Origin of the sequence: Domibacillus tundrae (genome assembly GCF_000970675.1) — a bacterium.
Taxonomy (GTDB): domain Bacteria; phylum Bacillota; class Bacilli; order Bacillales; family Domibacillaceae; genus Domibacillus; species Domibacillus tundrae.
On the sequence record NZ_LAJA01000007.1, the window covers coordinates 181,187 to 205,536 of the forward strand.

Genomic DNA, 24,350 nt, shown 5'->3' on the forward strand with positions numbered 1-24,350 from the left:
ACAAAAAAAGCACCTAAAAAAATAAGTGCTTTGTACAGACATTTTTCTTATTATTCACCTAGATACGAACAGCAGTAATCCACAACTGTATGTACTTTCAGCTGGAACGATTCATTTGCCGGCACATAAAACACACCGCTTTCCTCAATCGTTTCCCATTCGCCACCCGCAAGTTTATATTCAAGCTTGCCTGCTGCAATATCCATTTCTTCTTTTAATTCCGTTGAAAATTCATACTCCCCTGGCATCATGATGCCGAGTGTTTTTTTCGTTCCATCTTGAAGTAAAACCGTTCGGCTCGTCACTTTTCCATCAAAATAAATATTTGCTTTTTTAATAATGTTTACATTTTTCAGTTGTGTCATGTTATTCACCCTTTCGACTTATCCCCTTAATTTATCATAGAAATATGTCAAATTAAACAGAATTTTTTCACTATTAATGACTTATTTTTATTTTTATGTCATAAAACCTGCATTTTTCGGACATTTCCAGTTAATAATCACGTTCAAAAATAAACGCTAAACTAATTTGTTATATTTTCTATCATATTAATGTCATATTTTATTTTTTCATTAAAGGGATTTGCCAGCCTTTGTCGTATTCTTTTAAGTAATACTTTTACACCAAGGAGGGTACTGGCATGTTTAAACCTTATGAAATCGGCCCCTATTTTGATGAAATGCTGGATCAAAACGGAAATCCCAAAAAACATTATCAATCTTTTTATAACGTTCTTCAGGATTTAACTGACGAAGAGCTAAAAGAAAAGCAGGAGACAGCAAACTTAAATTTTTTAAGGCAAGGCATCACGTTTACTGTCTATGGAAATGATGGCGGCACTGAACGAACGATGCCATTTGATTTTATTCCAATTATCATTCCTGCTGAAAAATGGAGAGAGATCGAAAAAGGAATGATTCAGCGTGTGGAGGCATTAAATTTATTTTTGGATGATATTTATCATGAACAAAACATTTTAAAAGATGGCATTATTCCGAGAGAGCTGATCGGTCACCGTGTGGCATAAGGAAAAATAATAAGGTCAACTTATATAATGTAAAAACAAAAAAGACTTCTTCCGAAGAAGCAGTCTCTTTTAAACAAATCTATTTATTCACTGTGTATGTCAAATGTAATGTCTTGATTTCGGTGGTCAATAAATGCAACACTGAACATGCGGTTGTCTGGTGTCGTTGCATCCGGTGTTTCAAATTTATAGTATGTTTTTTTGCGGTCTTTTCTGTCATTTAGATAACGGTCGGATATCATATCATACAATGCTGATGACTCTTCGCACTTAATATGAAAGTGAGTGCCTTCGCCGATTTTCAGCTCTTCTTCGAACAATTTAGGCTGTTTCCACTCACCATGTCCATTTCGGTATACACATTTCACTTTGTTTGTTTTCATTGTTCAGCACTCCTTCCCTATTTGATTACTATATTCCCTGATTTTCTTTAAAAAAACCTCTTATTTGTTATAAAATCTCACACCATATTCATCAAACCAGAGGTGCAATTGTATAAAGTAGGCGACAAGCTGCGGACCCGTCATCAGCTGGCCAAACCAGGGAACACGAAACGACGCTCCGCCCGTATTCGCCATTTCCTCGAGCTTTTCCCGGGAGAAAAATTCAAGCAGCAGTGAATCACCGGATAGAATCTCCCGCAACATGCCCGATACAGCCGCTGTATAATCGGGATGATGTGTCTTCGGATAGGGACTTTTTTTCCGGTACAGCACATCCGCCGGCAGTACGCCGTCAAGCGCCTTTCGCAAAATCCCTTTTTCCCGGCCATCCGCCATCTTCATTTCCCATGGAATATTCCATGCATATTCCACGAGCCGGTGATCCGCAAACGGCACACGCACTTCAAGCCCGGCTCCCATACTCATCCGGTCCTTGCGCTCAAGCAGCACCGCCATAAATGACACCATGTTTATATAAAACAGCTCTCTGCGCTTTTGTTCCAGTGCCGTTTCTCCGTCCAGCTGCGGTGTTTCGCTTCGGAGCCAGCCGCTTTTTTCCCGGACATATTCCTCTAAAGAAAGTTCTTTTCGCCATTTATCGTTCAGCAGTAATGTCTTTTCCTCGATCGATGTTAGCCATGGAAAACCATTTTCTTTTAGTTCCCGGTGAAACCACGGATAGCCGCCAAACACTTCATCCGCACATTCTCCCGATAAGCCCACGGTGAAATCCTGTTTAATTTCATCACAAAACCATAGCAATGATGAATCTATATCCGCCATTCCCGGCAAGTCCCGCGCGATCATCGCTTCTTTTAATTTCGCCGCGAGCGTATCGTGATCGATCACTTTTGTATGATGAACCGATCCGATATGATGCTGCATTTTTTCAATCCACGGCCTGTCTTCTCCAGGCTGAAACAGATTTTTCTTAAAAAAACGGCTGTTATCTTCGTATTCAATGGAATACGTATGAAGCGGTTTGTCAAAGAAGTTCGCCGCAAATGCACTGATCGCGCTTGAGTCAACACCGCCCGACAAAAAAGTGCAAACCGGCACATCCGCCGTCAGCTGCCGCTCAACTGCATCCCGAAGTAAATAACGCACGTGCTCCGCTGTTTCATTCAATGAGTGGCGGTGCGGCTCACTTTTCACATTCCAATAACGCCACACGTTCAGCCCGCTCCGCTTTACTGTTAGTGCATGCGCCGGTCGTAATTCGAATATATCCTTGAATACACCGTTTCCCGGCGTGCGCCCCGGTCCAAGTGCAAACAATTCCATTAGTCCCGATCGTTCGATTTCCGCCTCAACATCCGGATGTGCAAGAAGAGCTTTTAATTCTGAACCAAATAAAAAAGCACCGTTTTTTTCCGTATAAAAAAGAGGTTTCACACCAAGCCTGTCACGTGCCATAAACAATTCCTGGCGCTGCTCATCCCACACGCCAAATGCGAAAATCCCGTTCAGCTGCTCCAAACAGTTTTCACGCCATTCGATAAACGCGGTTAACAGCACTTCAGTATCGGAGTGCCCTTGAAATGCATGGCCACGTTTTATCAGTTCTTTCCGTACCTCTTCTGTATTATAAAGCTCGCCGTTGTACACCATCGTAAATGAGCCGCGTATCATTGGCTGAATACCGCCCGCCGGATCGACAACGACAAGCCGGGTATGACCGAATGCCGCATGACGTGACGTCCACACATTGAAGTCGTCCGGACCCCGCTTTTTCAGCGTCGCCGCCATTTTGCTGACCGTTTCTTTTTCATTCACCAGCTCCCGCTGAAAATGAACCAGGCCCGTTATGCCGCACATGTTCATCACCCTTTCCTGTATTACTTTATTCACCGCTTGGACAAAACATTCCACAAAAAAAACGCCGGGCAGTTACTCACCGGCGTTTTTTGTTCGGTTCTTCAGTTTTCGGTGCAGCTCATTTAAAGTTCCCATCATCTGCTCATATTCGGTTACGCTAATGTTGCAAAGCTGTATTTCTTCGGCGACACACTTCGTGATGGCAGACTGTTCTCTGCGTGCTTTTTCTTGGAGATAAATAAACACTTTCCGCTCATCGTCTTTCGAGCGCTCTTTTCGCACCCAGCCATTTTCCTGCATACGCGAAATCATTGGCGTCAGTGTTCCCGTGCCAAGATGAAGCCTCGCACCAAGTTCTTTCATCGTTACTTCATCTTTTTCCCACAACGACAACAGCACCAAATACTGCGGGTATGTCAATCCAAAAGGCTGAAGCACACTTGTATACAGCTTATTAAATTCACCAGCCGTTTCGTACACGGCAAAGCAAAGCTGTTTATTCAGCGATAAAAAATCATTCATGACAATACGTTTTTCAAGTCCTCTTCTATTTTTTCAGGATCTGTCTGGGGTGCATACCGTTCTACAACCTGACCATTTTTATCAATTAAAAACTTCGTGAAATTCCACTTGATTTTTTTTGACAGCAGCCCTTTTTTCTCTGTCGTTAAATGTTTAAAAAGCGGGTCCGCATGATCTCCATTTACATCAATTTTCGCAAATATGGGAAACGTGACACCATAATTCACTTGGCAAAATTCTGTCGTTTTGTCGATATCATCGAATTCCTGGTTATTGAACTGATCGCATGGAAACCCAAGAACCATTAATCCATCATCCTTATATTTTTCATACAGAGACTGAAGACCACCAAACTGTGGCGTAAATCCACATTTGCTCGCCGTGTTCACAATAACGAGGGGCTTTCCTTCATACTGTTTCAGCGAAAGCATTTCGCCATTTGGTTTTTTTACAGTAAAATCATAAACAGTGGTCATGACCATTCCCCTTTACTTAACGGATAATTCAACATCGACATTGCCTTTTATGGCTTTTGAATATGGGCAGAAATCATGCGCTTTATGCACGTATTCTTCCGCAGTTTCACGGTCAACCCCTTCAATTGCCACTTCAAGCTTCACCCCAAGTTGAAATCCATTATCTGCCTTATCCGGGAAAAGTGACACAGTCGCTGTTACCTCACTGCTGTCAAACTTCACATTGCCTTTTTCTAATAATAATTCAAGTGCACTATTAAAGCATGCACTGTAGCCGGCCGCAAAAAGTTGTTCGGGATTTGTAGCCGTTGTAGCGCTGCCGCCGAGTGCCGCCGGTTTGGCGACATCAATATTGAAAATATTATCCGGTGAATGCACTTCTCCCTCACGTCCGCCTGTGTTAATGATCGTTGTTTCATAAAGTGGTTTCATTTAATAAGCTCCTTTTCTGTTAATTAAATCTTCTACGATTAAATCGTACACGTTTCAAATAAATAATGCAAACAAAAAGAAGCCATCTTTAAAAAAACGGCTTCTTCATATGTAATGGCGACAATTTATTCATTGATTTTTTCTTATCAAAAAAACCGTCCGGAAAGTCTATAAGCCCGTATGTATTGCAAATAGCCTGAAAGTCACCTGTCGCGCCGCTTCCAGTCAAGACAATCCGCCAGCCATTATCTGCCCGGCGCACATCTCCAATGACGAGACCTGCTGCATCAGAAAAGTCCTCCCCAAGCTCATAACGGACCAATTCTTCTTTTGTTTCACCATTGATCATGCGGACAAATGCTTCGTTGACATCACGAAATGTGCGATCGTCCGATTGATGAAGTGCTACAGCGATGACAATTTTATTAACAGACGCAGGCAGCATGGACAACTGAACGTATAATTCTTCATTATCACCAGTGCCCGCACCTGTTTGATTATCATTTGATAAAAGCAGCACACCGTCAAGAGCCGTCAATTGGTTATAAAAGACGATGTGTTCATATGAACGGACTGTATCGGTTTCATCAACTAAAATTGCCATCATATCAAGATCAAATAGTGAAGCGCTGCCATCCCATCCTAGCGCAATTTTAATCGATTGCTTCAGCCGATTCGGTCTCAAAAAAATTCCTCCCTTCTCTTTGATCATAACAGCTGCGGGCTTTCTTTCAAAGCAAAAGCCCGCCATTAATCACCTTGTTTCCCGTTGAAGCTGGTTTAACATTTGATCCGCAATCGCGTGGTAGCCCAGCTCACTTGGATGAATACCATCATCCGACAAATTTTGCGGCATCTCGCTATTAATGACCTCTGCTGTGTCAACAACAACCGCATAATCATGTTCCGCCGCCAGCTCATAAAACTGAACGTTCCATCGTGGCAAAAACCGGTCCGCAAGTGTATACAATTCAAATTCTTTTTCCAGCGGATTATACAATTCAAGCAATAAAACCGTTGCGTCTGGATTTAATGTGTGTACCCGGTTCATAATATCGGTCAAATTAGTATTAAATTCTGTCTGAAGCGAATCTATTGATTGAACTGCCTCGTAAAACCCTTCTTCAAATCCAAGCTTCAAAATATCATTTCCGCCAATATTAATGGTGACAATATCTGCCTGCTTAATTTGTTCATCAAACTGTCCGTTTTGCACAAGCTCATTCAATTCACTGCTCGTTATTTCATTAATTCCCTCATTTTGAAATTGAACCTCTTTTTGAATGGATGATTCGAGGTTTTCTGAAAATGTTTTGACCAGATTTTCTTTTGGATTCGCACCAAATCCGGTAATAACTGAATCCCCAATGGCAATATGACGAAGCACTTGCTTGTCGCTTTTACGAAAATACTCAACATACGTGTCTTTCCGCTCGCTCGCAAGTGTATGAGGTCCTTCTTTTAACTGTTCTATTTGATATTGCGGATAATACATCCAAATCGCAAACCCTGCCACACAAGCTGCTAAAAGACTAAAAATGGTAGCGATCACTTTCATGTTCTGCCCATTGTTCCTCCTTTTATATCGAAATACCTTTCAGTATGACCGTATTAATTGTTCATTATACGTGTGGGCGCATTGTTTCCTCAACTGATCTGTTTCTTATATCGATTTCACCAGGCATCTTTTTCATAGCCACACTGTTCCCAATAGCCAATATGCTCTTCGTCAATCAGCTCAATACGGAGCACCGGCAGGCAATAAAGAAAACCGATCCAAATATGACTTTCTTTTATCCATACCCGCATTTCCGGAAAAGAAGCCCGGAGTGCCGTCGAAAAAAACAGAAAATCTTACACATCCTTTTCTTTTATTTTTCTTTAGTTTACGCTGTTCCTTTCTTCCTCTTAAATTTAGTTGTATTTATGAAAAAACCCCTGTCTATTTCGACAGGGTTCATGCTCATTCAAACGAATTGTAGATATCATATTCCTCCTGTTTTTCTTCAAGCCAAGTTGTGTATTCAGTTGACAGCTTTTCCTGCATCAGTGCTTCTTTTATTTCTGCTGTACTGTCTTTTAAATTCGCTTCTTTCGCTTCCTGCTTATCAGTTACTTTAATAATATGATAGCCATAATCGGTTTTTACCGGATCACTTGTTTCTCCGACTTCCATCGCAAATGCGGCGGTTTCAAATTCCGCTGCCATTTCCCCAGTGCCAAAAAAGCCAAGCTCCCCTCCGTTTTTCCCACTCGTTGTGTCAGTAGAATATTCTTTCGCCAGCTCGGCAAAGTCGCCGCCGGCCGCTAGTTTCGCCGCTACTTCATTTACTTTTTCTTCATCACCCACCAAAATATGACTCGCTTCCACTTGCTCAGATGTCGCAAACGTCTCTTTATTTTCATCAAAATATGTGCTGATTTCTTCATCTGTAATTTCGATGCGCGGCTCGAGCAGTTTTACCGTCTGCAAATAAATTTTAATGTCTTTTTTCATGTCTTCTTCTGTCATACCGCCAGATTCCAGCGCTGCCGTATACGCTTCTTCACCGCCATATGATTCAATCGTTGCATCGAGTTCTTCCTGAATTTCTTCGTCTGTGACTTTAACCTTTTCCTTTGCTGCTTCTTTTTCGACAATTTTATCTGCAATGAGGGATGCCGCCGTATCAGCCCCGTACGTCTCAACGAGCGAATCGTACAATTCATCTTTTGTAATTTTCGTGCCGCCTACTTCAGCTATCGTTTCCGCGCTGCTGTCCGCCGTCGCAAAAAAGAAACCAGCTGCCGCAATCACGGCAATCACACTTGTCCATAAATACGTCCTACCACTTTTCAAAAACTTCATCTTCTCGCTCCCAACATTTATGATCTATGGTTAGTATAAAAAAGAAAAGTGAAAGAACGGTGAAAACTACATAAAAGTGTGTCCACTCTTCACAAAATCTATTTCGCACTTGATTGATTCCATTTTTTCATCAAGTACTTTCATCGTATCCGCTGCGCTTTTAAGTTCTTTGCGGAGCGCATGGGGGATTTCCTGGTCGAATTTGTAAAACAGCTTGTGTTCAAGACTTGCCCAAAAGTCCATCGCAACGGTGCGCATTTGGATTTCCACTAATGTTTTTTCCGTCGAAGCGGCAAGAAACACCGGGATTTTCACGATAAGGTGCAGGCTTTGATAACCGTTTGGCTTCGGTTTTTGTATGTAGTCTTTTAAATTAACGACGGTAATATCCCGCTGATGCTTAATCATACGCAGTACGTGATAGATATCCGATGTAAAGGAACACGTAATGCGGATGCCTGCCATGTCGTGAACATAACGGCGCGCATTTTCCGGTGTGAGCGCGTATCCTTTCCGCTCAAGCTTTTGAATAATGCCCTGCTGGTGTTTCAGGCGGGATTTAATATGTTCAATTGGATTGTATTGATGAATATGCTGAAATTCTTCATTTAAAATTTGCAGCTTTGTGTTCACTTCATCCATCGCAAACTTATGAATGAGCATGAGCTTTTTCCACTTTTCCATCTCTTGATTCATTATTTACACGTCTTTTATCGTTCGTTACCTATTGAGCGTAACGGTAATAGTGAAAATTAAGTGAAAAAAGCAGTCCCGTTTACACAGGACCGCGATCCAGCCTTTTTCCTTTGACGGAGCAATTAATGTCTTTTTTCATGTCTTCTTTTGTCATCCCGCCTACTTCAGCTGCCCGCTGCCGCAAAAAGAAATCGGTTATTTAATTTTCATCTTAAAAAAAAAGCACCCTTTTAAGATGCTCAGCCGTTTCCATTGCCGCTTGTTAATTCAAAGTTTCCGAGTTGATTTACATCTACATTCAGCCTGTCGGACGCATTTAAATAGCGTAATATTGTAATAAACTGGTCTTGATCCATGCCGTGCTTTTCCATCTGCGCGCGCATATTATCGAACGGAGGGAGTTCGTCTGTTTCCGTTCCCGCCTCTATATAAGGAGAAAAATATCGAAAAACCACGTCCACTTCTTCTTTGTTTATAAAATTCAAGTTTCCAAATTCTTTCATTAAAGCTTCTTCAAACCCGTTTAACAAGCCGTAGATATGACCGTTATCTACCTTGCTGATTCCTTGTTGTTTTTGAATTTCATATAATTCACCCAGTACTTTCCCTAAGGTCAATGTCAAGTCTTTATCCACCTTATTCCCTCCTTTTTCTTTATCTTAAGCAGATAAACCCAATTTATACAGCTTGCTTTTTTCAAATTTCCCCGCTCTGTTTGACTTTAAGCGGCGCTCAATTTGAATGAAGTTTGTGTGCCTCCAGCCATGCACGTAAACTGGTTCGGGAAAAATACATTTTTCCGTTTATCTTTATAGAAGGGATATCCCGGTTTTCCTCAAGCAGTGCTTTTGTATCTCCTTTTGGGGTACCGATAAAACGGTGCACCTCGCCTGCTTCAATTAATTCAGGCCGATCATTTTTTTTAAAATGATCGATAAAATTTTTTTCGGACGGATTTTTCCAGTTTTTCAGCCCATCCCCAATAAAATAGCCCGCTATGGCAATTCCCACTCCTAAAAACAAACTCATGGCTTGTCCCTCCTTCTCATTCTTTATCCACTTTCCTATCCTATGAACAAACGCCAAAAATCATTTCCTCTTTTAAAATAAAAAAACGTGCCTAAGCACGTTTGGTCATTTCAAAAATTAGTAAAGCTTTTAATCAGCTGATTATTTAAACCAGCCCTTTTCTTTCGACTGGGAAATCGCTTCGATTCGATTTTTCACTTCTAATTTATCAAAGATGGTGGAGATGTAGTTGCGGACTGTACCGTTTTTTAAATTAAGCTTTTTCGCAATCTCGCCCGTATTTTTCCCTTCTGCTACAAGTGAGAGTACATCTTTTTCCCGTTCAGTGAGTGGATTCTCTTCGCTGTAAAAGTCGTCCATCAGCTCCGGTGCATATACTTTACGCCCGTTCATAATGCTGCGGATCGAGCTTGCGAGTTCTTCGCTCGGGCTGTCTTTTAATAAATAGCCGCTCACTTTCGCTTTTAATGCGCGTTGAAAATAGCCGGTTCGGGCAAATGTCGTTAAAATAATCACTTTGCACGGGTCGCCTTTCAACTCTTCAGCGGCTTCAAGCCCGGTCTTGAGCGGCATTTCAATGTCCATAATGCAAATGTCCGGCTGTAATTCACGAACAAGCGCTACGGCTTCTTCTCCGTTTGCCGCCTGGCCGATGACCTCCATATCGTCTTCTAAGCTGAGCAGCGATCCAAGTGCACCAAGCAGCATACGCTGATCTTCCGCAATAACAATTCGAATCATGTTCTTGCCTCCTCATCATGTTGTGTTACGTTATTCGGCACCGTCATCACAAGTATCGTGCCATTTTCACATCGGACGTCCAAACTGCCGTTGACAAATTCAAGCCGTTCACGCATGCCAGGCAGCCCGCTTCCTTTCCCAATGTCATGCCGGCCGAGACCAACCCCGTCATCTTTTATCGTCATCCGAACCGCGTCTTCAAGCTGTTCAATTTGAATATGGCACGAAAACGCCTGGCTGTGTTTTACAATATTCGTGACAGCTTCTTTCATACACATGCTTAACACGTTTTCTACGAACAGCGACCCATTTTCGAGCTGAAATGACGAAGTGCCTGTGTATTCAATTTGCGCCGCTTTTAACATTTGCTGAACAAGGATAATTTCATCATTCACCCGGATACCACGCATTGAGGAAACAAGATTTCTCACTTCGTTCAGCGCTGTCCGTGCTGTCTGCTGTATGTCTAACAGTTCACTTTTTGCTTTTTTCGGATCTTTTTCAATCAGCTTGCGTGCCAAATCACTTTTCAGCCCAATTAATGACAGCTTCTGGCCAAGCGTATCATGCAAGTCGCGGGCAATCCGCTGCCGTTCCTCCTGCTTAACCAAATCCGAAATCCGGTTATTAGCCATTTGCAGCTCTGCTTCGAGCTTGTCCTGATTTTTTCGGTTGTACAATGTAAACGGCAATAAAATAACGCTAATAAAAACAACAATAATAATGGGCAGCTGCCGAATGAACAGCGGGTCCTGGACGACAAGATTGTAGTTGATGGATGCGATTGTGCTGACTAAATGAATCACATAAGCAGTGACAAACGCCGCACGGTTGCGGATATTGCCATTGTAATACGCTATATAAAACGAAAAATAAATAAATTGAAACAAAATCGTCATTGTTACAGAAATAGCAACAAGAATGCAAATCCATAAATAAACCGGCCACTTGGATGATAAAAAAGCAAACCGAAAACTAATAAAAAATAAAATAGTTAATGTGATGCCGAGCACAATTTCAATGGTCGAGGAGGATTGGAAAATAAAATAAAATGGTAAAAAACTTAAAATACTCCATATGTATGGAGACAGTCCAGAGCTTCTTTGAAGCGATGCGAGTCGTTTTTTCATATAACACCTTTTTTGACCTTATTTTAACATAAAAAAGCTGTCCTCATCGAGTGAGGACAGCTTTTCAGTTAATTGACTGCACTTCGTTTGTTAAGCGCACCGTACGTTTTCTTTGCGTCTTTAAACGTAATAAATTTATTCTGTGCTTCATCCCACAAACGGAATTTCACGGACTGGATACTCGTCCAGAGTGTAATCGTCGGGACATTTTGAAGCGGCTCTGAATTGGAATGCGCTTCTTCAAGCTGGTAGTTCGGTACGCGCGGGCTTAAATGATGCACATGGTGGAAACCGATGTTGCCGGTAATCCATTGGAGCGGTTTTGGCAGCTTATAGAACGAACTTCCTTCAACGGCCGCTTTCACGTAACTCCAGTTTTCATCTTCTTCAAAGTACGAATCTTCGAATGTATGCTGTACATAAAACAACCAAATCCCCATTGCGCCGGCGATCCAGAACATTGGACCATGTACAAGCAAAAATGCCTGCCAGCCGACAAGCCAGCTCATGAGAAGTGCGGTGCCGAGAATAATCGCGTTCGTTAAATACGTATTCATGCGCTCTTTTTTGCGGGCACCTTTTATATTAAATCGATTTTTAATTAAAAACACCCAAATCGGGCCAATCACAAACATGACAAACGGGTTGCGGTACAAACGGTACGCAATACGCGTTTTCAACGATGCTTCGTAATACTCATTCACAGTCATCATCCACATGTCACCTGTACCGCGCTTATCTAAGTTTGAACTCGTCGCATGATGGACATTATGGCTATGCTGCCATTGGTCATACGGGAAAAGCGTCAAAACACCTGTCAATGTACCGACAATGCGATTTAATTTCCGGTTTTTGAAAAACGAATGGTGGCAGCAGTCATGAAAAATAATGAAGATGCGCGTAATAAATCCAGCACCGACGACCGCAAGTCCAAGTGTTAAGAAATAAGAAATAGATAAGCTTTCATAAGCCAGATACCAGACCAATAAAAACGGTCCAACCGTGTTGATTAATTGAAAAATGCTTTTTTGTGTATTGGATTTTTCATAGGGAGCTACTTGTTTTCGTAAAATTTTTGTGTTTTCTTTGCTCATGTTTACGTTTCCTCCGCTCAGTTATAGACCTAGTATAGCGGAGGGAAAGTATCTTGTGCAGTAGCACCCGTCATGCATATTATATGACAAGTGTCATATTTATTTCTCATTAAGCAAATAAAGGACTTTTGCTGCTTGAGCGCGTGTTGCTGTGTCACCTGGTTTAAAAATCTTGCCTGTTCCTTCCATCAATCCAAGTTGATACGCTTTGTGAATGGATTCTTGAATAGATCCACGGTATTGTGCCACATCTGTAAACGGCATTGACCCGCTTACGGTTACACGGCCATGTTCTTTTTCATACGCACGAACAAGCATTGCAGCCATTTCTGCACGGGTGATTGACTTTGCCGGTTCAAATGTTTTTGCTGTTGTTCCAGCCGTGATGCCTGCTTCATAAGCAGCAGCGACGTCTTGTTTCAGACGCCCTTTCACGTCAACAAAAGGAGATTCTTTTTCAGCTGTCCACTTCATTGAACGAACGAGCAAGCTGGCGAATTGACCGCGTGTTACGCTGCCTTCCGGATCAAATGTAGTATCGGTTTTGCCTTTAATGATACCATATTTCGCTAAGGATGTAATATATTGGGACGACCAATGATCTGCAGGCACGTCTGCAAATGGATTGCCGCTTGATAATCCTTTTCTTAAATCAAGCTCAAAAAGGCCAAAACCTTTTTCATCCGTTTCACCTGTATAGGTGATATTATTTGTTTCTTTCGCGAGCGCCTCCGCTTTCGGATTCGATATAAAAGTAACGGTCGCATTTGTTTTAGCAAACGTCCAATTGTTGTTAACTGCTGCATCAATTTCTTTAAATTCCATAACATAGTTCATCATCGCCTGGCGGTTGGAATCCGGAGCTTTTAGTACTGTATTCACGCCTCCTGGGTTCATCAGCTTGCTGCCGGCTGCCCGATAATCATTTGTTGCAACGATAAATTCCATATCGTCTGTGACAGCTTTACCATTGTATTTTACATTTTTAATCCGATTCGCATTTGCGTTAATCACATTTTGGCCTTTATCGTATTTTGGCAGTGATGTTACATCGATTTCATATGTAACACCGTCGATCACGTCGAAATTGTATGTTGGAAAGTCCGAATTGATTAACGATTGGGGTTCTCCTTTTGCTGGATCAATCGTATTAAATTGTCCTGCTGACCACTCCAGCCATTCTTTTAGCGTTGCGCCGTTTACTTTTACGGCGTTCACAACGTTATTATCATACAAATATAAATCCGCAATATTTTTCAGCACAATCGTGCCTGACTTTACATCCGTATAATCTTCCACACCGCCGCGCCCCGCTTTAAACGGCGCTGCTGCAGAAAGAATAGGCAGTTCTTCATATTGAGTGCCTTTCAACGCGTTTTCCACATACCATGTTTGCGCGCGGTTTAAAATTTCCATCGCAGCGTTGTCTTGAACGAGGCCGAAATACGTATTTAAGTCTCCTTTAAGCTCACCAACAGGCGTATCCATATACGTAATGGTCGCTTCATGCTCTTCTTTTACCGAATCTGTGATGGCGGGATCTGCGTCTGCCGTCACCTCTCCTGCCGTGATCGGCTTCAGTGCAGATGTCCCATTTGTAACACTCCATTTGCCGTCTACTTTTTCTACTTGGAGGTCAATTAAGCCAATGTTATTTCCCCATGAGCCCGGCATCACTGTGGCTACACCGTTAATCGTTCCATTCGTATTGTCAATACCATTTCCATCTGGGAACGACGGCTTAGCCGCATTTGGGAAGCTTAAATGCTGGTGACCTGTTAAAATCGCATCTACATCCGAAATTTTGCTCAAATAATAAGAGGCGTTTTCAATGCCTTCTGTATAAGCTTTCATATTGCCATTCTGGTCATATTCCGCAATGCCGGAATGTGACAAAACCACGATGACATCTGCCCCGGCTGCTTTCATTTCGGGTACAACTTTTTCCGCCGATTTCACGATATCTTCTACAACCAGTTTTCCTGTTAAGTGCTTGGCATCCCAATTCATGACGCCCTGCGGCACAAACCCTGTTACGCCGACTTTTATTTTATGTATATCGCCATCTGTATCCGTTACGTCTCTTTCTAAAATTTCAAAAGGCGTAAAATAGGGATTTCCATTCGTATCGTAAACATTGGCGTTCACATATGGAAAATTCGCTCCTTCAAGAGCCGTATCCATAAAGTCAAGTCCATAGTTGAACTCGTGGTTTCCAACTGTCGCCCCGTCATAACCAAGCTGATTCATTGCTTTATAGACTGGATGAATGTAGCCTTCTTTCATCACCCCGTTATTGTACGCGTAATCACCAAGCGGACTTCCTTGAATTAAATCGCCGTTATCGAATAAAAGACTATTGTCTGCTTCGTCGCGCGTTTGTTTAATCAGTGTAGCTGCTTTGGACAGTCCATACGCATTTGTGGACGCTCCTTTGTAATAATCGTAATTCATCACGTTGGAATGAATGTCTGATGTCTCGACGATACGTAAATTGACAGTATCATCCGCTGCCTCCGCCATATGCGGTACAATTAAACCCGCTGCGATCGCAGCACTTACTGTCCATGCTTTTTTCATACAACTGCCCCCCTAAATTGTTTTTAATATAAAAAGTATAGCACGGCTGCTTTAATAAAATCTGAAAATTTACAATTCTATCGACAAAAGTTTACACTATATTCGCATGCAAAAAAAGACACTTTTTTGCAAAATGTCTTCAGAGTGTAGACAAATAAAATCCTTTGTCAGCACATTTGTTTTCTTATTCATCATTGTTCTTGGGTGATGGCGGTTTAGGGCTTTCTGATTGGAGCCGAAATGCGGCAGGGTCGCGACTTCGCGTTCCGCGGGAGTCTTTGTCGCAAGCCCGCCGCCGCTGTTTCGATACGAGCATCGCATGAAAGTGCCGGTTCACATGGACATGCTCCGCTGGCGGCGCCGAAACGGGACCGTTACGGTGCCCACTCGTTTTTCGCGAATAAAAGCCCGGCAAAAAACGGCACGAACATTCGCTGCTCTTCCAAAAAACGGGGTGAAGCAAAAAGAACGCAGACTCCTGCGGGAACAGCGGTGAACGTGAGACCCCGCAGGAGCGGGAGCGACGAGGAGGCTCACGCACTGCCTGCGGAAAGCGAAGTCCTTTTTACTTCACCTATCGGCTCTTTCAAAAAAAAAGACTGGCGACTTTGTGCAAAGTGTCTTTTCCGTTAGTTACATACTAAAATTCGCCTTGAAAAGGTTCCTTTTTTTGCTATGCAGTGGTCTTGAATCGTAAACCCAGCTTTCTGGACCATTTCTTCTATCGGGTCCACTGAAACGACAACTAATCGATCGGCAATGCGACGGGCGTTTATCAAAATGGACTGCTGCTCCGCCGGTGTCGAATGGGTGTATAAATTGTACGGCATATCGATAATCGCGACGTCATAATGCGCCTTCGTGTCTTCAATGGAGCCAAGTGTCACATTTCCTTCCAGGCCGAAATAAGCAATATTTTCACGTGAGCCGTCTACGACGAGCGGATTGATGTCACGTCCTTCGATGTGAATGCCCATCGACAGCGCTTCAACGAGAACCGTGCCGATTCCGCAGCATGGGTCAACCGCTCTGATGCCCGCCGGATTTGGCACGGCAATGTTCGCAATCGCACGCGCATCCCGTGCGCTGAGTGCCGTTGAATATTCGCGCGGCTTTTTCACATGTTTCGTCCATACCCGCTCATTTTTTTGATAGCGACCTAAATACCAGCGGCCCCCGTACGCAACGATACCAAAAAGATAGTCTGGATTTTTCAAATCAGCTTCGCCAACGATTTCCCATCCAATCGCCCTTTCAATTGCCATTCGTTCACCATATTCAACTTTTTCATGAGGCAGCAAGTCATTGATTTTCACAAAAATGACTTTAAATGTTTTTTCCCCAAGGTCGATGCTGCCTGCCTTTTTTGTAATGTCGGCTGCCGTGTCACCGTCAAGCAGCACGTCTATTTTTTCCCGTATAAATGGGCTCCGATTCAGATCAAGATCAACCTTGCTTTTTATGACCGGTCCAGATGCATCCGGTCCAAAAAAAGCACGCAGTTCCATACCTGCCAGCTCCTGATCTTCAGCGCTGTAATTCACTGTATAAATAAATTCGTTCACATTGATCCTCTTTTCATTTTGTCTTCCTGCCTATTTTATTTTGACATACTTTTAACGATTGGGCAGAATCTTTTTTCAGCGAATGTGGCAAGACATAAAAAAAACCCTGACGATTTATTCAAAATCGTCAGGGTTTTTATCTTCGGGACGAGGGTCTTTTTTATCTTGTGCCCGCTGTGGTTCTATATCCTCGCCACGTTCTTTTTTCTTTTGCTGTTCTACAGATTCGTTTGACTGTTTGCCTTTTTCCGACATACAATATTGCCTCCTTTATGCTGCTTCTTTTACGTTATTTCCACATTCCACAGAAAATAAACGTTCATTTCCTTTTTAGCTGCTTATCACAGACGCGAAAAAACCCCACTGCCGGCTGACAGCGGGATTCATTACTTCTTTTTTAAAACAGCAAACGTGCGCACCATAGAACCGATGAACATGACGAGTGCGCCTCCGATTAACATCACAAGAAATGACTCTTTTGTAATCATGCCAAACGGATAAAGAAGCCCGCAAATAAGGGTGATAAAGCCAATTGATGTAAGGACCCAGCCGAGTTTAATCATATAAGCACCTGCCTGATATACGTTCTTTCTGTTAGTTTATCATAGTTCAGCAATCGGGATAGCTTTTCCAACCATGCAATTTATACAAATCAATATAATCTTCTATCGCTTTTTCATCGTGATTCGCCAGTTCTACTGCCTTCAAGTGGACGTGGCATGCATTTCTTTCCAAGTCGAGCACAACCATCTCGACCTCCTGCGCATCACGAAAAGCCGAATCATTAATAAAGTCCCCTTTATGGGGAATAAGCATGGATTCATATTCTTTATATGTTTATTTGCAGGTGTTTAAACTATGTTTAATCCGGATATCCTGGGCTAAATAAATATTCATCGTATCGCATCCTTTCCTCTTTCTTTTCCTACTACCCACTTTAAACACACGGTACGCTCGATTGTTTTTCATTCCAAAAAACAGTACACTTATTCTACTACTCTTAACGCAAAGGAATGATCAGCCCTTGAAAAATTTCACTGCACTTGATTTTGAAACGGCGAACGCCAGCCGGAGCAGTGTTTGTTCGATCGGACTGGCAAAGGTCGTCAATGGGGAGATAGACAAAACCTATTATTCATTAGTAAATCCGGGTGAACGGTTTGATGCACGAAACATTGCTGTGCATGGAATTCGTCCGAAAGATGTAGAGGATGCGCCTTCATTTGCCCATATTTTTGATGAAGTGATGGCGTTTATCGGCGATGATCCAATTGTTGCCCATTTTGCCCAGTTCGATATCAATGTTTTGCGGGGCACAGCCGCCAAACACCGGCTGGCGCTGCCAAACAATCCGTATTTTTGCTCCTGCATGCTGGCTAAATCGGTTTTAACTCTTCCGTCTAATAAATTAAATGTAGTAGCCAGCCATTTTGACTTTACCTTTGATCATCACAATGCCCTTGAGGACGCGGTCGCTTGTGCGGTCATTGTCAACAATATGATGAAACACCATATATCGCTTAATGAGTTTTTGGAAGAAGTAAATTATTCGTTTGGTTATATACATGGAGACTCATTCAAGAAAAAAAAGCCTGTTCGCAAGCCGAAGCCAAAACCAAAGGCTGCAGCGCATCCCTTTTCGCAAAAGTCGATCGCCTTCACCGGTACACTTACGTCGATGAAAAGACAGGAAGCCATCGACATCGTGACAAACCTTGGCGCAAACGTGCACGCCATTGTAAAAAAAGACACTGATTATTTAATCGTCGGCGAATCAGATGCGAAAAAATACCGGGATGGCCGCATTTCTGCCCAAATTCAAAAAGCAAAAGAGTGGCAGGCTAAAGGCGGACCGGTCAAAATCGTCTCGGAACGCAAATTTTTTGACGCATTATCTAAATGAAAAAACGCGCTTTTTATTTCAGCGCGTTCTTTTTTGCTTTTTTCGGCCAAATAAAATAGCTGGCCGTAATAACAAGGTCAATGCCTTGTAAAAGAAAACGTGTCAAAGCGAATCGACACCATTTTACAGTCGAACGGGACTCCAGGGCAGATCAGCATCCGCATTTTGCTCGAATTGATCCCTTATAATGAAGAAAGTGAAAATGATATTTATTTTGTCGTGCATTTTTTGAAATTGTTTTATAATAAGGAAAAAGAAGGGGTTAATTTGATTATTGATTTTCAATTAAAAGATAAAGATGATGTACAAAAATTAAATAAAATTGCGCAAGGACATTCATACGATGTATGGGTGCAAAGCGACAGCCGCATGTTTGATGCGAAAACGCTTTTGGCTCTATACACGCTTCCATTCAACGAGCCACTTCAAATTGTTGTAGAGGATGATGTAGACACCTCATCGCTTCGCAAAGAGCTGGACGCTTTACAAAATAGAAGATGACATGAAAAAAGACGCCTAGCTGGCGTCTTTTTTCATGTCAGTGGTGATGGTGCCCGCCTTTTGATGAGTTAGTGACGACAAACCCTTCTTTTGGAACGTAGAAATATTGTACGAAAATGCCATCTAAAAACTCTTCGCGGCTGTCGAGCAATATATCGATATCTTTATCCGTATGAACGACTACATCATGCTCTTTTTGGGTGTCGAGCAAAATGGCATAATGAGCGTGATTCCCATGGTGCTCCGTTACTTCAACACGAATCATTTTGCCTTCTGCTTCCGGTGTTTCAAGCATTCTTCTCAATTCTTTGGCTGCTTTTTGATTCACTTTACATTTCATGTTCGCTGCTCCTTTCAATTGCTGATCAAAACGTTCTCAACTGTATTTTATCTGTTTCTTAATGAAAAGGCGAAAATCCTGCTTTTAGTCCATTATTTTGTCTAAAAAGCACCTTAAATAAGAAGCTTTAGCTGAAAAAAGAGCTTCCTGACATGTCAGGAAGCTCTTTGCTGTTTATAAAATGACTTGGTCGTTTTTAGAAAGCAGCAGGATTTTGCCTTCGTCGAGACGTTCCTCATATTTTTGTGCTTCCGCAGGGGTTAATCCGACTTCTTCCATCTTCGCTCGAAGTTTATCGCCTGTGCTGCGGAATAAGTTTTTCATCGTCGTGCCGACACCCGTTTCATCGATGCCGATTTTCTCCGCTTTTGAACGATCCGCTACTTCATTGGTTACATCTTTTTCATGAGCAAGAACGTATACTTCTTCGTCCGTTACCCCTTTAGAATAAAGCAGATTAGCTCCTTGTACGGCTTCTTCAACAGTAGAGTACTCTTTTACAAGTGTCATAAAAATATTTCTCTCCTTTTTAGCGCTTAGTTTCTATCATATCTTCAATAGTAGTTTTCACGATTTGAAATAAAATAAACTTAGAAAGGAGAAGTTGAGACTTTTGACAGGTTTCTGCTGAATGTGGTCCTCTGCATTTTTGTTTAGTTGGAAACACCATCCATATTTCTTTTGGCAACTGGTCAAACTCATCAAATTTACGATCTTTTGACAGACTTTTTTTAAAAATGCGCATCAACATTTTCGAAACATCTTTGATTGCGTCGTTCAGCGATTTTTATTTCGACTAACCGCTGCTTTTCTTTTATACACTCCCTATCATCCCTTCGCGCCACCGTTTTATAAAAAAGACGGAGTGCGCTTGTTCCTCAGTTTTTGATCTTCTATTTTTTTGTTCACATTTTGTTGAAATGTCCCCAGGCTGAAGCCCTTTTCTTCTCACAAGGAAATCAGGTTCTGAATAAAATAAAGCAATAGAGCCCCTCTGCACTTCTTAATCTTGAATTTTTTCAAGACCTAATCTCACAATGCTCCTTTTCTATTTATCTAAAAAGGAAGAAAACCCATTTTTAAAATAATATGTACTTTCGTATTTAAAAGACTGCGAGGAAACTAAATACAGCTGAATAGCGAAAGGAGGAACAATGTGAAAAAAGAACCTGTCATTGGCATTACAAGTTCGTTTGTCCGTCAAACGTTAAATACAGAAGGGGTTTATGTTCATCGCGACTACCACCGTGCGATACTCACAGCCGGAGGCATCCCCATCATACTGCCGCCCGCCCCCTTACATGTTATTCCTTCCTACCTTGAAATGTGCGACGGTTTTATCTTAAGCGGCGGGGAAGACATAGACCCGATGCACTATGGGCAATCTCCCCATGAAAAACTAGGTCCTGTGTTTCCTGAACGGGATGAATTTGAACTGAGACTGACCGCTTCAATTTTAGAGCAAAAAAAACCGCTTCTTGCCATCTGCCGCGGCTTGCAGCTTATCAATGTGGCGCTTGGCGGTACACTCTGGCAGGACCTGCCAAGCCAAGCAAACAGCAGTATTCTGCACTCACAAAGCAGCCAGCGTTCCGTTCCCACCCATCAGGTGACCCTCGTCGGCCATTCACGTTTAGCGAAAATCATTCAGGAAACCACGGTAAACGTCAACAGTCTGCACCACCAAGGAATCGAGACATTAGGGAAAGGGTTGACAGCCGTTGGCCACAGCCCGGATGATTTGATTGAAGCGGTGGAAATGGAAGGCGATGTATTCGTAGTCGGGGTGCAGTGGCATCCCGAGTCAATGGTACCAGAGAGCATCGAGATGCGCAGGCTCTTTTCTCACTTTATTCATTCCGTCCCCGTTTTTTGACAATCTAGATCAACAAAATGCTTAAACCGCCTTTAGGTTCTTTAACGATATCTAAAGAAAGATAAACAAGAAGAAAAAATGACCAGGCTATTCTGGATGCCTTTTCTTAATAGAAAAAAAGACATATACCGGAGTCTTAATCCCTTCGGATCAAGGTTCCGGTACATGCCTAAACAATTGAACAAACGAATCGAAAAATAAGGTATTTCCCCAAAAAAATAAAACGAGAGCGCTCCGATTGACGATCAAAGCGCGCTGGAATGAAAGCTTGGTTTCTACCTTTATCTGCTTGACAGAAATAGGACGACGGTTATTTAGTTAGAAGACTTTCCCATGTTTCTTTCAGCCAATGGTCAAATTCGGCGCCTTTTTCGCCTTCGTACGTATCGTATACGTCAAGGCGCATTTTTTTAAGCTTTTCTTCAAACTCGTCAAATGTATGGTCTTTCGGCAGGCTTTTTTTAATGCGCAGCAAAATTTTCGAAACGTCTTTAATCGCCTCGCCTTTTTTCTTTGGCGACTGTACATCTTCGCCCCACTTTTTAAGCTCGCGATAAGCAGCATCCTGTACTTTAGTGACCGTGTCTATGGCCATAATCCGTTTTAATAACTTGATCGTTGGTTCGCTCTTCGACTGTCCGAGTTCTTCAACTGCATCCAGACGTCCCCGCCAATTCGACTTGCGATCAGCTGATTTTTTCAATTCTTTAAAATTCGGAGGCACTTCGCTTTTTACTTCTTTGTTAGTCAAACAGTCCAATCTCCTTCGATGCCAAAATAATTTGACAAAATAATGTTCAACAGCCATTATAGCATGATTTGGCAGGCCAAAACGTTTTATTCACAGCTTTACCTGAATCCTCAAAATCATACATCCATCCTTTTCATACAAAACGAACTGATAATTTTCATCCAATGCTTCATACTATATAGGCGGAAACGCATATTTCATCTACAACTGGAGGGGAAGAAATGAGGAACAAAGCAAAAGATTTCTCCGTTTCATCCATGAAAGGCGAAGCTGGAAAAGCACGGGCGAAAGCAGAATACGCATCTAAACGTGCAGATGGCACCATCAACACCCATCCGCAGGAACGAATGAAAGCATCAACAGATCGAACAGATTAATGGAGGGAGACGGGCATAATGGGGAAAGATGAGCATAAAACAGGCAGCCGCGGCAGTCGGGGACTTTCTCAGACCCCTAAAAATTTAAAAATACCGGCGGATACGGTGAACGAAGAATATGCCCGGGAGCTGGCAGAACTGACCAGCTTAAGACGAAAAAGACTGAACCAAGGCGAGGCATCTAAAAAAAATTAATTCCGATTTTTCTGGAGGTAATCAAATGGACGTTCAACGAGCGAAACAAATTGTTTCTACTCCATCATCAGATGTGGAGGTTCAATTTAATGGGGTGTCCGTCTGGATTGATCAAGTCCATGAAGACGGAAAAACGGCAACGGTTCACCTGCGCGGTCCCGGGGAAGAACGGACAGAAGTTGGAATAGAAGACCTAAAAGAAGTCACTCATTAAAAAAAGGCTGTCTCCTTCAGTAAGGGGACAGCCGATCGTTTTTAATTCTACAGTTTCCATTTATTTCAACATCCGCTTTTCTGCCAGCAGTCGCTGAAATTCTTTTTCCAGTCCATCCGATGGCTCTATACTCATTTTGCCGAGTACTTCGGCGATTTTCGTTTCGATTAACAGCAGCTGTTCTTCTGTTTCATCACGCCCAGATTTTCTTTGTCTTTCCGTGTATTTCTTCAAAGTTCCATCAAAAACGTTTAGCTTCGTTTCATGAATCACCAGCACTTTTGTGGCGATTTTTTCCGCAAAACGTCTGTCATGCGACGTAAAAAGGACCGTGCCTTCATAATCGATTAAAAGGGACTCTAACGCTTCGACAGCTTCAATATCCAGAAAATTGGTCGGTTCATCCAAAACGAGGACGTTCATTTCGCTGACAAGCAATTTCGCAAGCGCCGTTTTCACCCGCTCTCCTCCGCTTAATACATTCACTCTTTTAAACACATCTTCCCGCCAAAAGCCGAGGCGCGCGAGTACAGTGCGAATCAGTGTTTCATCTTGATGGGACGTCTCTTTTACGTTTTCTAAAATAGTTCGGTCCGCATTCAAAATCGTGATATGCTGGCTGAAGTACCCGATATTTACAGACGGTGCAACGGAAATGCCGGTATCGTTGTGAATGATTTTTTTCAAAAGCGTCGTTTTTCCGCTGCCATTTGGTCCAATGAGTGCTGCTTTATCACCGCCGCGAATAAAAAAGTCAGCCGGCTTCCAAAGGAGCTGAGTTCCGATCATTCCTTTAACCTGCTCCACCCGAATGAGCACTCGGCCCTTCAAGCTTTCCTGTTCTTGTACATTCATGCGAATCGGAGGCAGTTTCTTTTGCTTTTCCACTTTTTCAAGCTTTTCGAGCCGTGTTTCCAATGCTTTTGCTGTCGTTTGCAGTTTCTTTTGTTTTTTGGCAAAATACAGCTTGACGTTTCGCGCTTCAGAAAGGCTGACCGATTTTGGCTTTTTCACTGCCCGTTCCGCTTTTTTCTGTTTCGCTGCAATCGCCTGCTCCAGCTGCTTTTTCGTTTGTTCATACTGTTCATGTTCCAACTCCTGCCGCTGCCGATCCGCTTCTTTTTGAGCAGCATAAGCTGAGTAGTTTCCTTTGTATATATGAATTTCCCCATTGCCTATTTCCCATATAACGGTACAAACAGCGTCTAAAAAGGTGCGATCATGAGAGACAACGACATACGCACCCTGCCATTTGGACAGCTTTTTTTCCAGCCACTCAACGTGACCCGTATCAAGATGGGTTGTTGGTTCATCGGCTAAAAGCAGCTTTGGACTTTTGCTCAGTGCTTCATTCACATAACACTGCGTGATTTCCCCGCCGCTTTTATTTGGATCAATCTGTTTCAGTTGCGGCAAAAGCTGAATGGTCCCATTTCGACTAATAGTTCCATTATCTGGTTCAGTTTTTCCGGCCAGCACATGCAGCAATGTTGTTTTCCCGCTGCCATTTTTGCCGACCAGGCCAATCCGGTCTTTTTCCTGGATGACTAAATGATCAATTGACAACAATAACCGGTCCTGCACCTCTAAGTAAATCGTATTTGCTTCTAACACATTCATCTTCTCATCCCCTTTTGTTTAAATAGGGACAAAAAAAGCCCCCCACTCATTTTCAGAATAGGAGGCATAGGAAAAAGCAGGGATCTCCCCTGTTCGCTTAAGCCTAATCCTATTCTGAAAACATCCATTGAAAGCATCACAAAAAAGCGCTGAATTGCTTTTTTGAAAA

At 42.5% G+C, this 24,350-nt stretch carries 34 protein-coding genes; 8 read left to right on the top strand and 26 right to left on the bottom strand.

Annotation, left to right across the window (positions count from 1 at the left end; translation table 11 throughout):
- Window positions 1–50: 50 nt before the first annotated feature.
- Window positions 51–365: a pyrimidine/purine nucleoside phosphorylase gene (ppnP, locus tag VQ00_RS08875; protein WP_046179788.1), complete on the bottom strand. Its 315-nt coding sequence runs from the start codon at window positions 363–365 to the stop codon at window positions 51–53.
- Window positions 366–643: 278 nt separating this feature from the next.
- Between ppnP and VQ00_RS08880 the strand changes: the two genes are divergently transcribed.
- Window positions 644–1,030: a circularly permuted type 2 ATP-grasp protein gene (locus VQ00_RS08880; RefSeq protein ID WP_046179789.1), complete on the top strand. Its 387-nt coding sequence runs from the start codon at window positions 644–646 to the stop codon at window positions 1,028–1,030.
- A gap of 83 nt (window positions 1,031–1,113) precedes the next feature.
- Here the strand turns inward: VQ00_RS08880 and VQ00_RS08885 are convergent, their stop codons facing one another.
- From VQ00_RS08885 to VQ00_RS08955, 16 genes are all read right to left on the bottom strand, one after another.
- Entirely contained in the window at window positions 1,114–1,413 is a 300-nt protein-coding gene (locus VQ00_RS08885; protein ID WP_046179790.1) for a hypothetical protein, read from the bottom strand.
- Between the two features lie 60 nt (window positions 1,414–1,473).
- Window positions 1,474–3,291: an asparagine synthase (glutamine-hydrolyzing) gene (gene asnB, locus VQ00_RS08890; protein WP_046179791.1), complete on the bottom strand. Its 1,818-nt coding sequence runs from the start codon at window positions 3,289–3,291 to the stop codon at window positions 1,474–1,476.
- Window positions 3,292–3,363: 72 nt separating this feature from the next.
- Window positions 3,364–3,813 carry a MarR family winged helix-turn-helix transcriptional regulator gene (locus VQ00_RS08895; protein ID WP_046179792.1) on the bottom strand — a complete coding sequence of 150 codons (450 nt, stop codon included), beginning with the start codon at window positions 3,811–3,813 and terminating at the stop codon, window positions 3,364–3,366.
- On the bottom strand, window positions 3,810–4,289 hold the full coding sequence (locus VQ00_RS08900) for a glutathione peroxidase (RefSeq protein WP_046179793.1): 480 nt from the start codon (window positions 4,287–4,289) through the stop codon (window positions 3,810–3,812). The genes VQ00_RS08895 and VQ00_RS08900 overlap by 4 nt, the downstream gene beginning before the upstream one ends.
- 12 nt (window positions 4,290–4,301) lie before the next feature.
- The gene (locus tag VQ00_RS08905; RefSeq protein WP_046179794.1) at window positions 4,302–4,721 is read right to left on the bottom strand and encodes an organic hydroperoxide resistance protein; all 420 of its coding nucleotides are present in this window, start codon (window positions 4,719–4,721) and stop codon (window positions 4,302–4,304) included.
- Window positions 4,722–4,809: 88 nt separating this feature from the next.
- Window positions 4,810–5,406 (bottom strand): TerD family protein, encoded by a 597-nt coding sequence (locus VQ00_RS08910; protein ID WP_172645558.1) that lies wholly within the window; start codon window positions 5,404–5,406, stop codon window positions 4,810–4,812.
- A gap of 69 nt (window positions 5,407–5,475) precedes the next feature.
- Entirely contained in the window at window positions 5,476–6,279 is an 804-nt protein-coding gene (locus VQ00_RS08915; RefSeq protein ID WP_046179795.1) for a GDSL-type esterase/lipase family protein, read from the bottom strand.
- Window positions 6,280–6,395: 116 nt separating this feature from the next.
- Window positions 6,396–6,530, bottom strand: coding sequence for a hypothetical protein (locus VQ00_RS19365; RefSeq protein WP_281175918.1), 135 nt, complete (start codon window positions 6,528–6,530; stop codon window positions 6,396–6,398).
- A 154-nt stretch (window positions 6,531–6,684) separates the two neighbouring features.
- Entirely contained in the window at window positions 6,685–7,569 is an 885-nt protein-coding gene (locus VQ00_RS08920; protein WP_156154022.1) for a peptidylprolyl isomerase, read from the bottom strand.
- Window positions 7,570–7,635: 66 nt separating this feature from the next.
- Complete coding sequence (locus tag VQ00_RS08925) at window positions 7,636–8,265, bottom strand: GTP pyrophosphokinase (protein WP_046179796.1); 630 nt, start codon at window positions 8,263–8,265, stop codon at window positions 7,636–7,638.
- Window positions 8,266–8,504: 239 nt separating this feature from the next.
- Window positions 8,505–8,900: a hypothetical protein gene (locus VQ00_RS08930; protein ID WP_046179797.1), complete on the bottom strand. Its 396-nt coding sequence runs from the start codon at window positions 8,898–8,900 to the stop codon at window positions 8,505–8,507.
- 97 nt (window positions 8,901–8,997) lie between these two features.
- Complete coding sequence (locus VQ00_RS08935) at window positions 8,998–9,294, bottom strand: MerR family transcriptional regulator (RefSeq protein ID WP_046179798.1); 297 nt, start codon at window positions 9,292–9,294, stop codon at window positions 8,998–9,000.
- Between the two features lie 141 nt (window positions 9,295–9,435).
- Complete coding sequence (locus VQ00_RS08940) at window positions 9,436–10,035, bottom strand: response regulator transcription factor (protein ID WP_046179799.1); 600 nt, start codon at window positions 10,033–10,035, stop codon at window positions 9,436–9,438.
- The gene (locus VQ00_RS08945) at window positions 10,032–11,165 is read right to left on the bottom strand and encodes a sensor histidine kinase (RefSeq protein ID WP_046179800.1); all 1,134 of its coding nucleotides are present in this window, start codon (window positions 11,163–11,165) and stop codon (window positions 10,032–10,034) included. The genes VQ00_RS08940 and VQ00_RS08945 overlap by 4 nt, the downstream gene beginning before the upstream one ends.
- 68 nt (window positions 11,166–11,233) lie before the next feature.
- Window positions 11,234–12,259: a Delta(5) desaturase DesA gene (gene desA / locus VQ00_RS08950; RefSeq protein WP_046179801.1), complete on the bottom strand. Its 1,026-nt coding sequence runs from the start codon at window positions 12,257–12,259 to the stop codon at window positions 11,234–11,236.
- 99 nt (window positions 12,260–12,358) lie between these two features.
- Window positions 12,359–14,839: a bifunctional 2',3'-cyclic-nucleotide 2'-phosphodiesterase/3'-nucleotidase gene (locus VQ00_RS08955; RefSeq protein ID WP_046179802.1), complete on the bottom strand. Its 2,481-nt coding sequence runs from the start codon at window positions 14,837–14,839 to the stop codon at window positions 12,359–12,361.
- Window positions 14,840–15,068: 229 nt separating this feature from the next.
- Here VQ00_RS08955 and VQ00_RS18560 point away from each other — a divergent pair, with 229 nt between their 5' ends.
- Complete coding sequence (locus VQ00_RS18560) at window positions 15,069–15,335, top strand: hypothetical protein (RefSeq protein WP_156154023.1); 267 nt, start codon at window positions 15,069–15,071, stop codon at window positions 15,333–15,335.
- Window positions 15,336–15,468: 133 nt separating this feature from the next.
- Here the strand turns inward: VQ00_RS18560 and VQ00_RS08965 are convergent, their stop codons facing one another.
- The 4 genes from VQ00_RS08965 to VQ00_RS18570 all read right to left on the bottom strand — a co-directional run bounded on the left by VQ00_RS08965 (window position 15,469) and on the right by VQ00_RS18570 (window position 17,220).
- Window positions 15,469–16,347 carry a TRM11 family SAM-dependent methyltransferase gene (locus VQ00_RS08965; protein WP_082091528.1) on the bottom strand — a complete coding sequence of 293 codons (879 nt, stop codon included), beginning with the start codon at window positions 16,345–16,347 and terminating at the stop codon, window positions 15,469–15,471.
- Between the two features lie 171 nt (window positions 16,348–16,518).
- Window positions 16,519–16,659 carry a 3-methyladenine DNA glycosylase gene (locus VQ00_RS18565; RefSeq protein ID WP_156154024.1) on the bottom strand — a complete coding sequence of 47 codons (141 nt, stop codon included), beginning with the start codon at window positions 16,657–16,659 and terminating at the stop codon, window positions 16,519–16,521.
- Window positions 16,660–16,790: 131 nt separating this feature from the next.
- Window positions 16,791–16,967: a hypothetical protein gene (locus VQ00_RS18815; protein ID WP_172645559.1), complete on the bottom strand. Its 177-nt coding sequence runs from the start codon at window positions 16,965–16,967 to the stop codon at window positions 16,791–16,793.
- Between the two features lie 46 nt (window positions 16,968–17,013).
- Complete coding sequence (locus tag VQ00_RS18570; protein WP_156154025.1) at window positions 17,014–17,220, bottom strand: hypothetical protein; 207 nt, start codon at window positions 17,218–17,220, stop codon at window positions 17,014–17,016.
- A gap of 208 nt (window positions 17,221–17,428) precedes the next feature.
- Here VQ00_RS18570 and VQ00_RS18575 point away from each other — a divergent pair, with 208 nt between their 5' ends.
- Window positions 17,429–18,307: an exonuclease domain-containing protein gene (locus tag VQ00_RS18575; RefSeq protein WP_156154026.1), complete on the top strand. Its 879-nt coding sequence runs from the start codon at window positions 17,429–17,431 to the stop codon at window positions 18,305–18,307.
- A gap of 99 nt (window positions 18,308–18,406) precedes the next feature.
- Window positions 18,407–18,808 (top strand): hypothetical protein, encoded by a 402-nt coding sequence (locus tag VQ00_RS18955; RefSeq protein ID WP_216595827.1) that lies wholly within the window; start codon window positions 18,407–18,409, stop codon window positions 18,806–18,808.
- A 37-nt stretch (window positions 18,809–18,845) separates the two neighbouring features.
- Here VQ00_RS18955 and VQ00_RS08980 read toward each other — a convergent pair whose 3' ends face one another.
- The 3 genes from VQ00_RS08980 to VQ00_RS08990 all read right to left on the bottom strand — a co-directional run bounded on the left by VQ00_RS08980 (window position 18,846) and on the right by VQ00_RS08990 (window position 19,899).
- The gene (locus tag VQ00_RS08980; RefSeq protein ID WP_046179805.1) at window positions 18,846–19,148 is read right to left on the bottom strand and encodes a hypothetical protein; all 303 of its coding nucleotides are present in this window, start codon (window positions 19,146–19,148) and stop codon (window positions 18,846–18,848) included.
- A gap of 174 nt (window positions 19,149–19,322) precedes the next feature.
- Window positions 19,323–19,658 (bottom strand): YflT domain-containing protein, encoded by a 336-nt coding sequence (locus tag VQ00_RS08985; RefSeq protein ID WP_046179806.1) that lies wholly within the window; start codon window positions 19,656–19,658, stop codon window positions 19,323–19,325.
- A 19-nt stretch (window positions 19,659–19,677) separates the two neighbouring features.
- The gene (locus tag VQ00_RS08990) at window positions 19,678–19,899 is read right to left on the bottom strand and encodes a hypothetical protein (RefSeq protein ID WP_046179807.1); all 222 of its coding nucleotides are present in this window, start codon (window positions 19,897–19,899) and stop codon (window positions 19,678–19,680) included.
- Window positions 19,900–20,304: 405 nt separating this feature from the next.
- On the opposite strand from VQ00_RS08990, the gene VQ00_RS08995 reads away from it, so the two are divergent.
- A complete protein-coding gene (locus VQ00_RS08995; RefSeq protein ID WP_046179808.1) occupies window positions 20,305–21,024 on the top strand; it encodes a gamma-glutamyl-gamma-aminobutyrate hydrolase family protein in 720 nt (239 codons plus the stop codon).
- Window positions 21,025–21,334: 310 nt separating this feature from the next.
- Here VQ00_RS08995 and VQ00_RS09000 read toward each other — a convergent pair whose 3' ends face one another.
- Window positions 21,335–21,775, bottom strand: coding sequence for a hypothetical protein (locus VQ00_RS09000; RefSeq protein ID WP_046179809.1), 441 nt, complete (start codon window positions 21,773–21,775; stop codon window positions 21,335–21,337).
- 221 nt (window positions 21,776–21,996) lie between these two features.
- On the opposite strand from VQ00_RS09000, the gene sspK reads away from it, so the two are divergent.
- The 3 genes from sspK to VQ00_RS09010 are packed head-to-tail and all read left to right on the top strand — an operon-like array spanning window position 21,997 to window position 22,561.
- Window positions 21,997–22,152 (top strand): small, acid-soluble spore protein K, encoded by a 156-nt coding sequence (gene sspK, locus VQ00_RS09005; protein ID WP_046179810.1) that lies wholly within the window; start codon window positions 21,997–21,999, stop codon window positions 22,150–22,152.
- A gap of 18 nt (window positions 22,153–22,170) precedes the next feature.
- Window positions 22,171–22,347 carry a hypothetical protein gene (locus tag VQ00_RS18580; protein ID WP_156154027.1) on the top strand — a complete coding sequence of 59 codons (177 nt, stop codon included), beginning with the start codon at window positions 22,171–22,173 and terminating at the stop codon, window positions 22,345–22,347.
- A 25-nt stretch (window positions 22,348–22,372) separates the two neighbouring features.
- Window positions 22,373–22,561, top strand: a complete 189-nt coding sequence (locus VQ00_RS09010; protein WP_046179811.1) for an H-type small acid-soluble spore protein — start codon at window positions 22,373–22,375, stop codon at window positions 22,559–22,561.
- Window positions 22,562–22,621: 60 nt separating this feature from the next.
- On the opposite strand, the gene VQ00_RS09015 is transcribed toward VQ00_RS09010, so the two are convergent.
- Window positions 22,622–24,181: a Vga family ABC-F type ribosomal protection protein gene (locus VQ00_RS09015; RefSeq protein ID WP_046179812.1), complete on the bottom strand. Its 1,560-nt coding sequence runs from the start codon at window positions 24,179–24,181 to the stop codon at window positions 22,622–22,624.
- Between the last annotated feature and the right edge of the window lie 169 nt (window positions 24,182–24,350).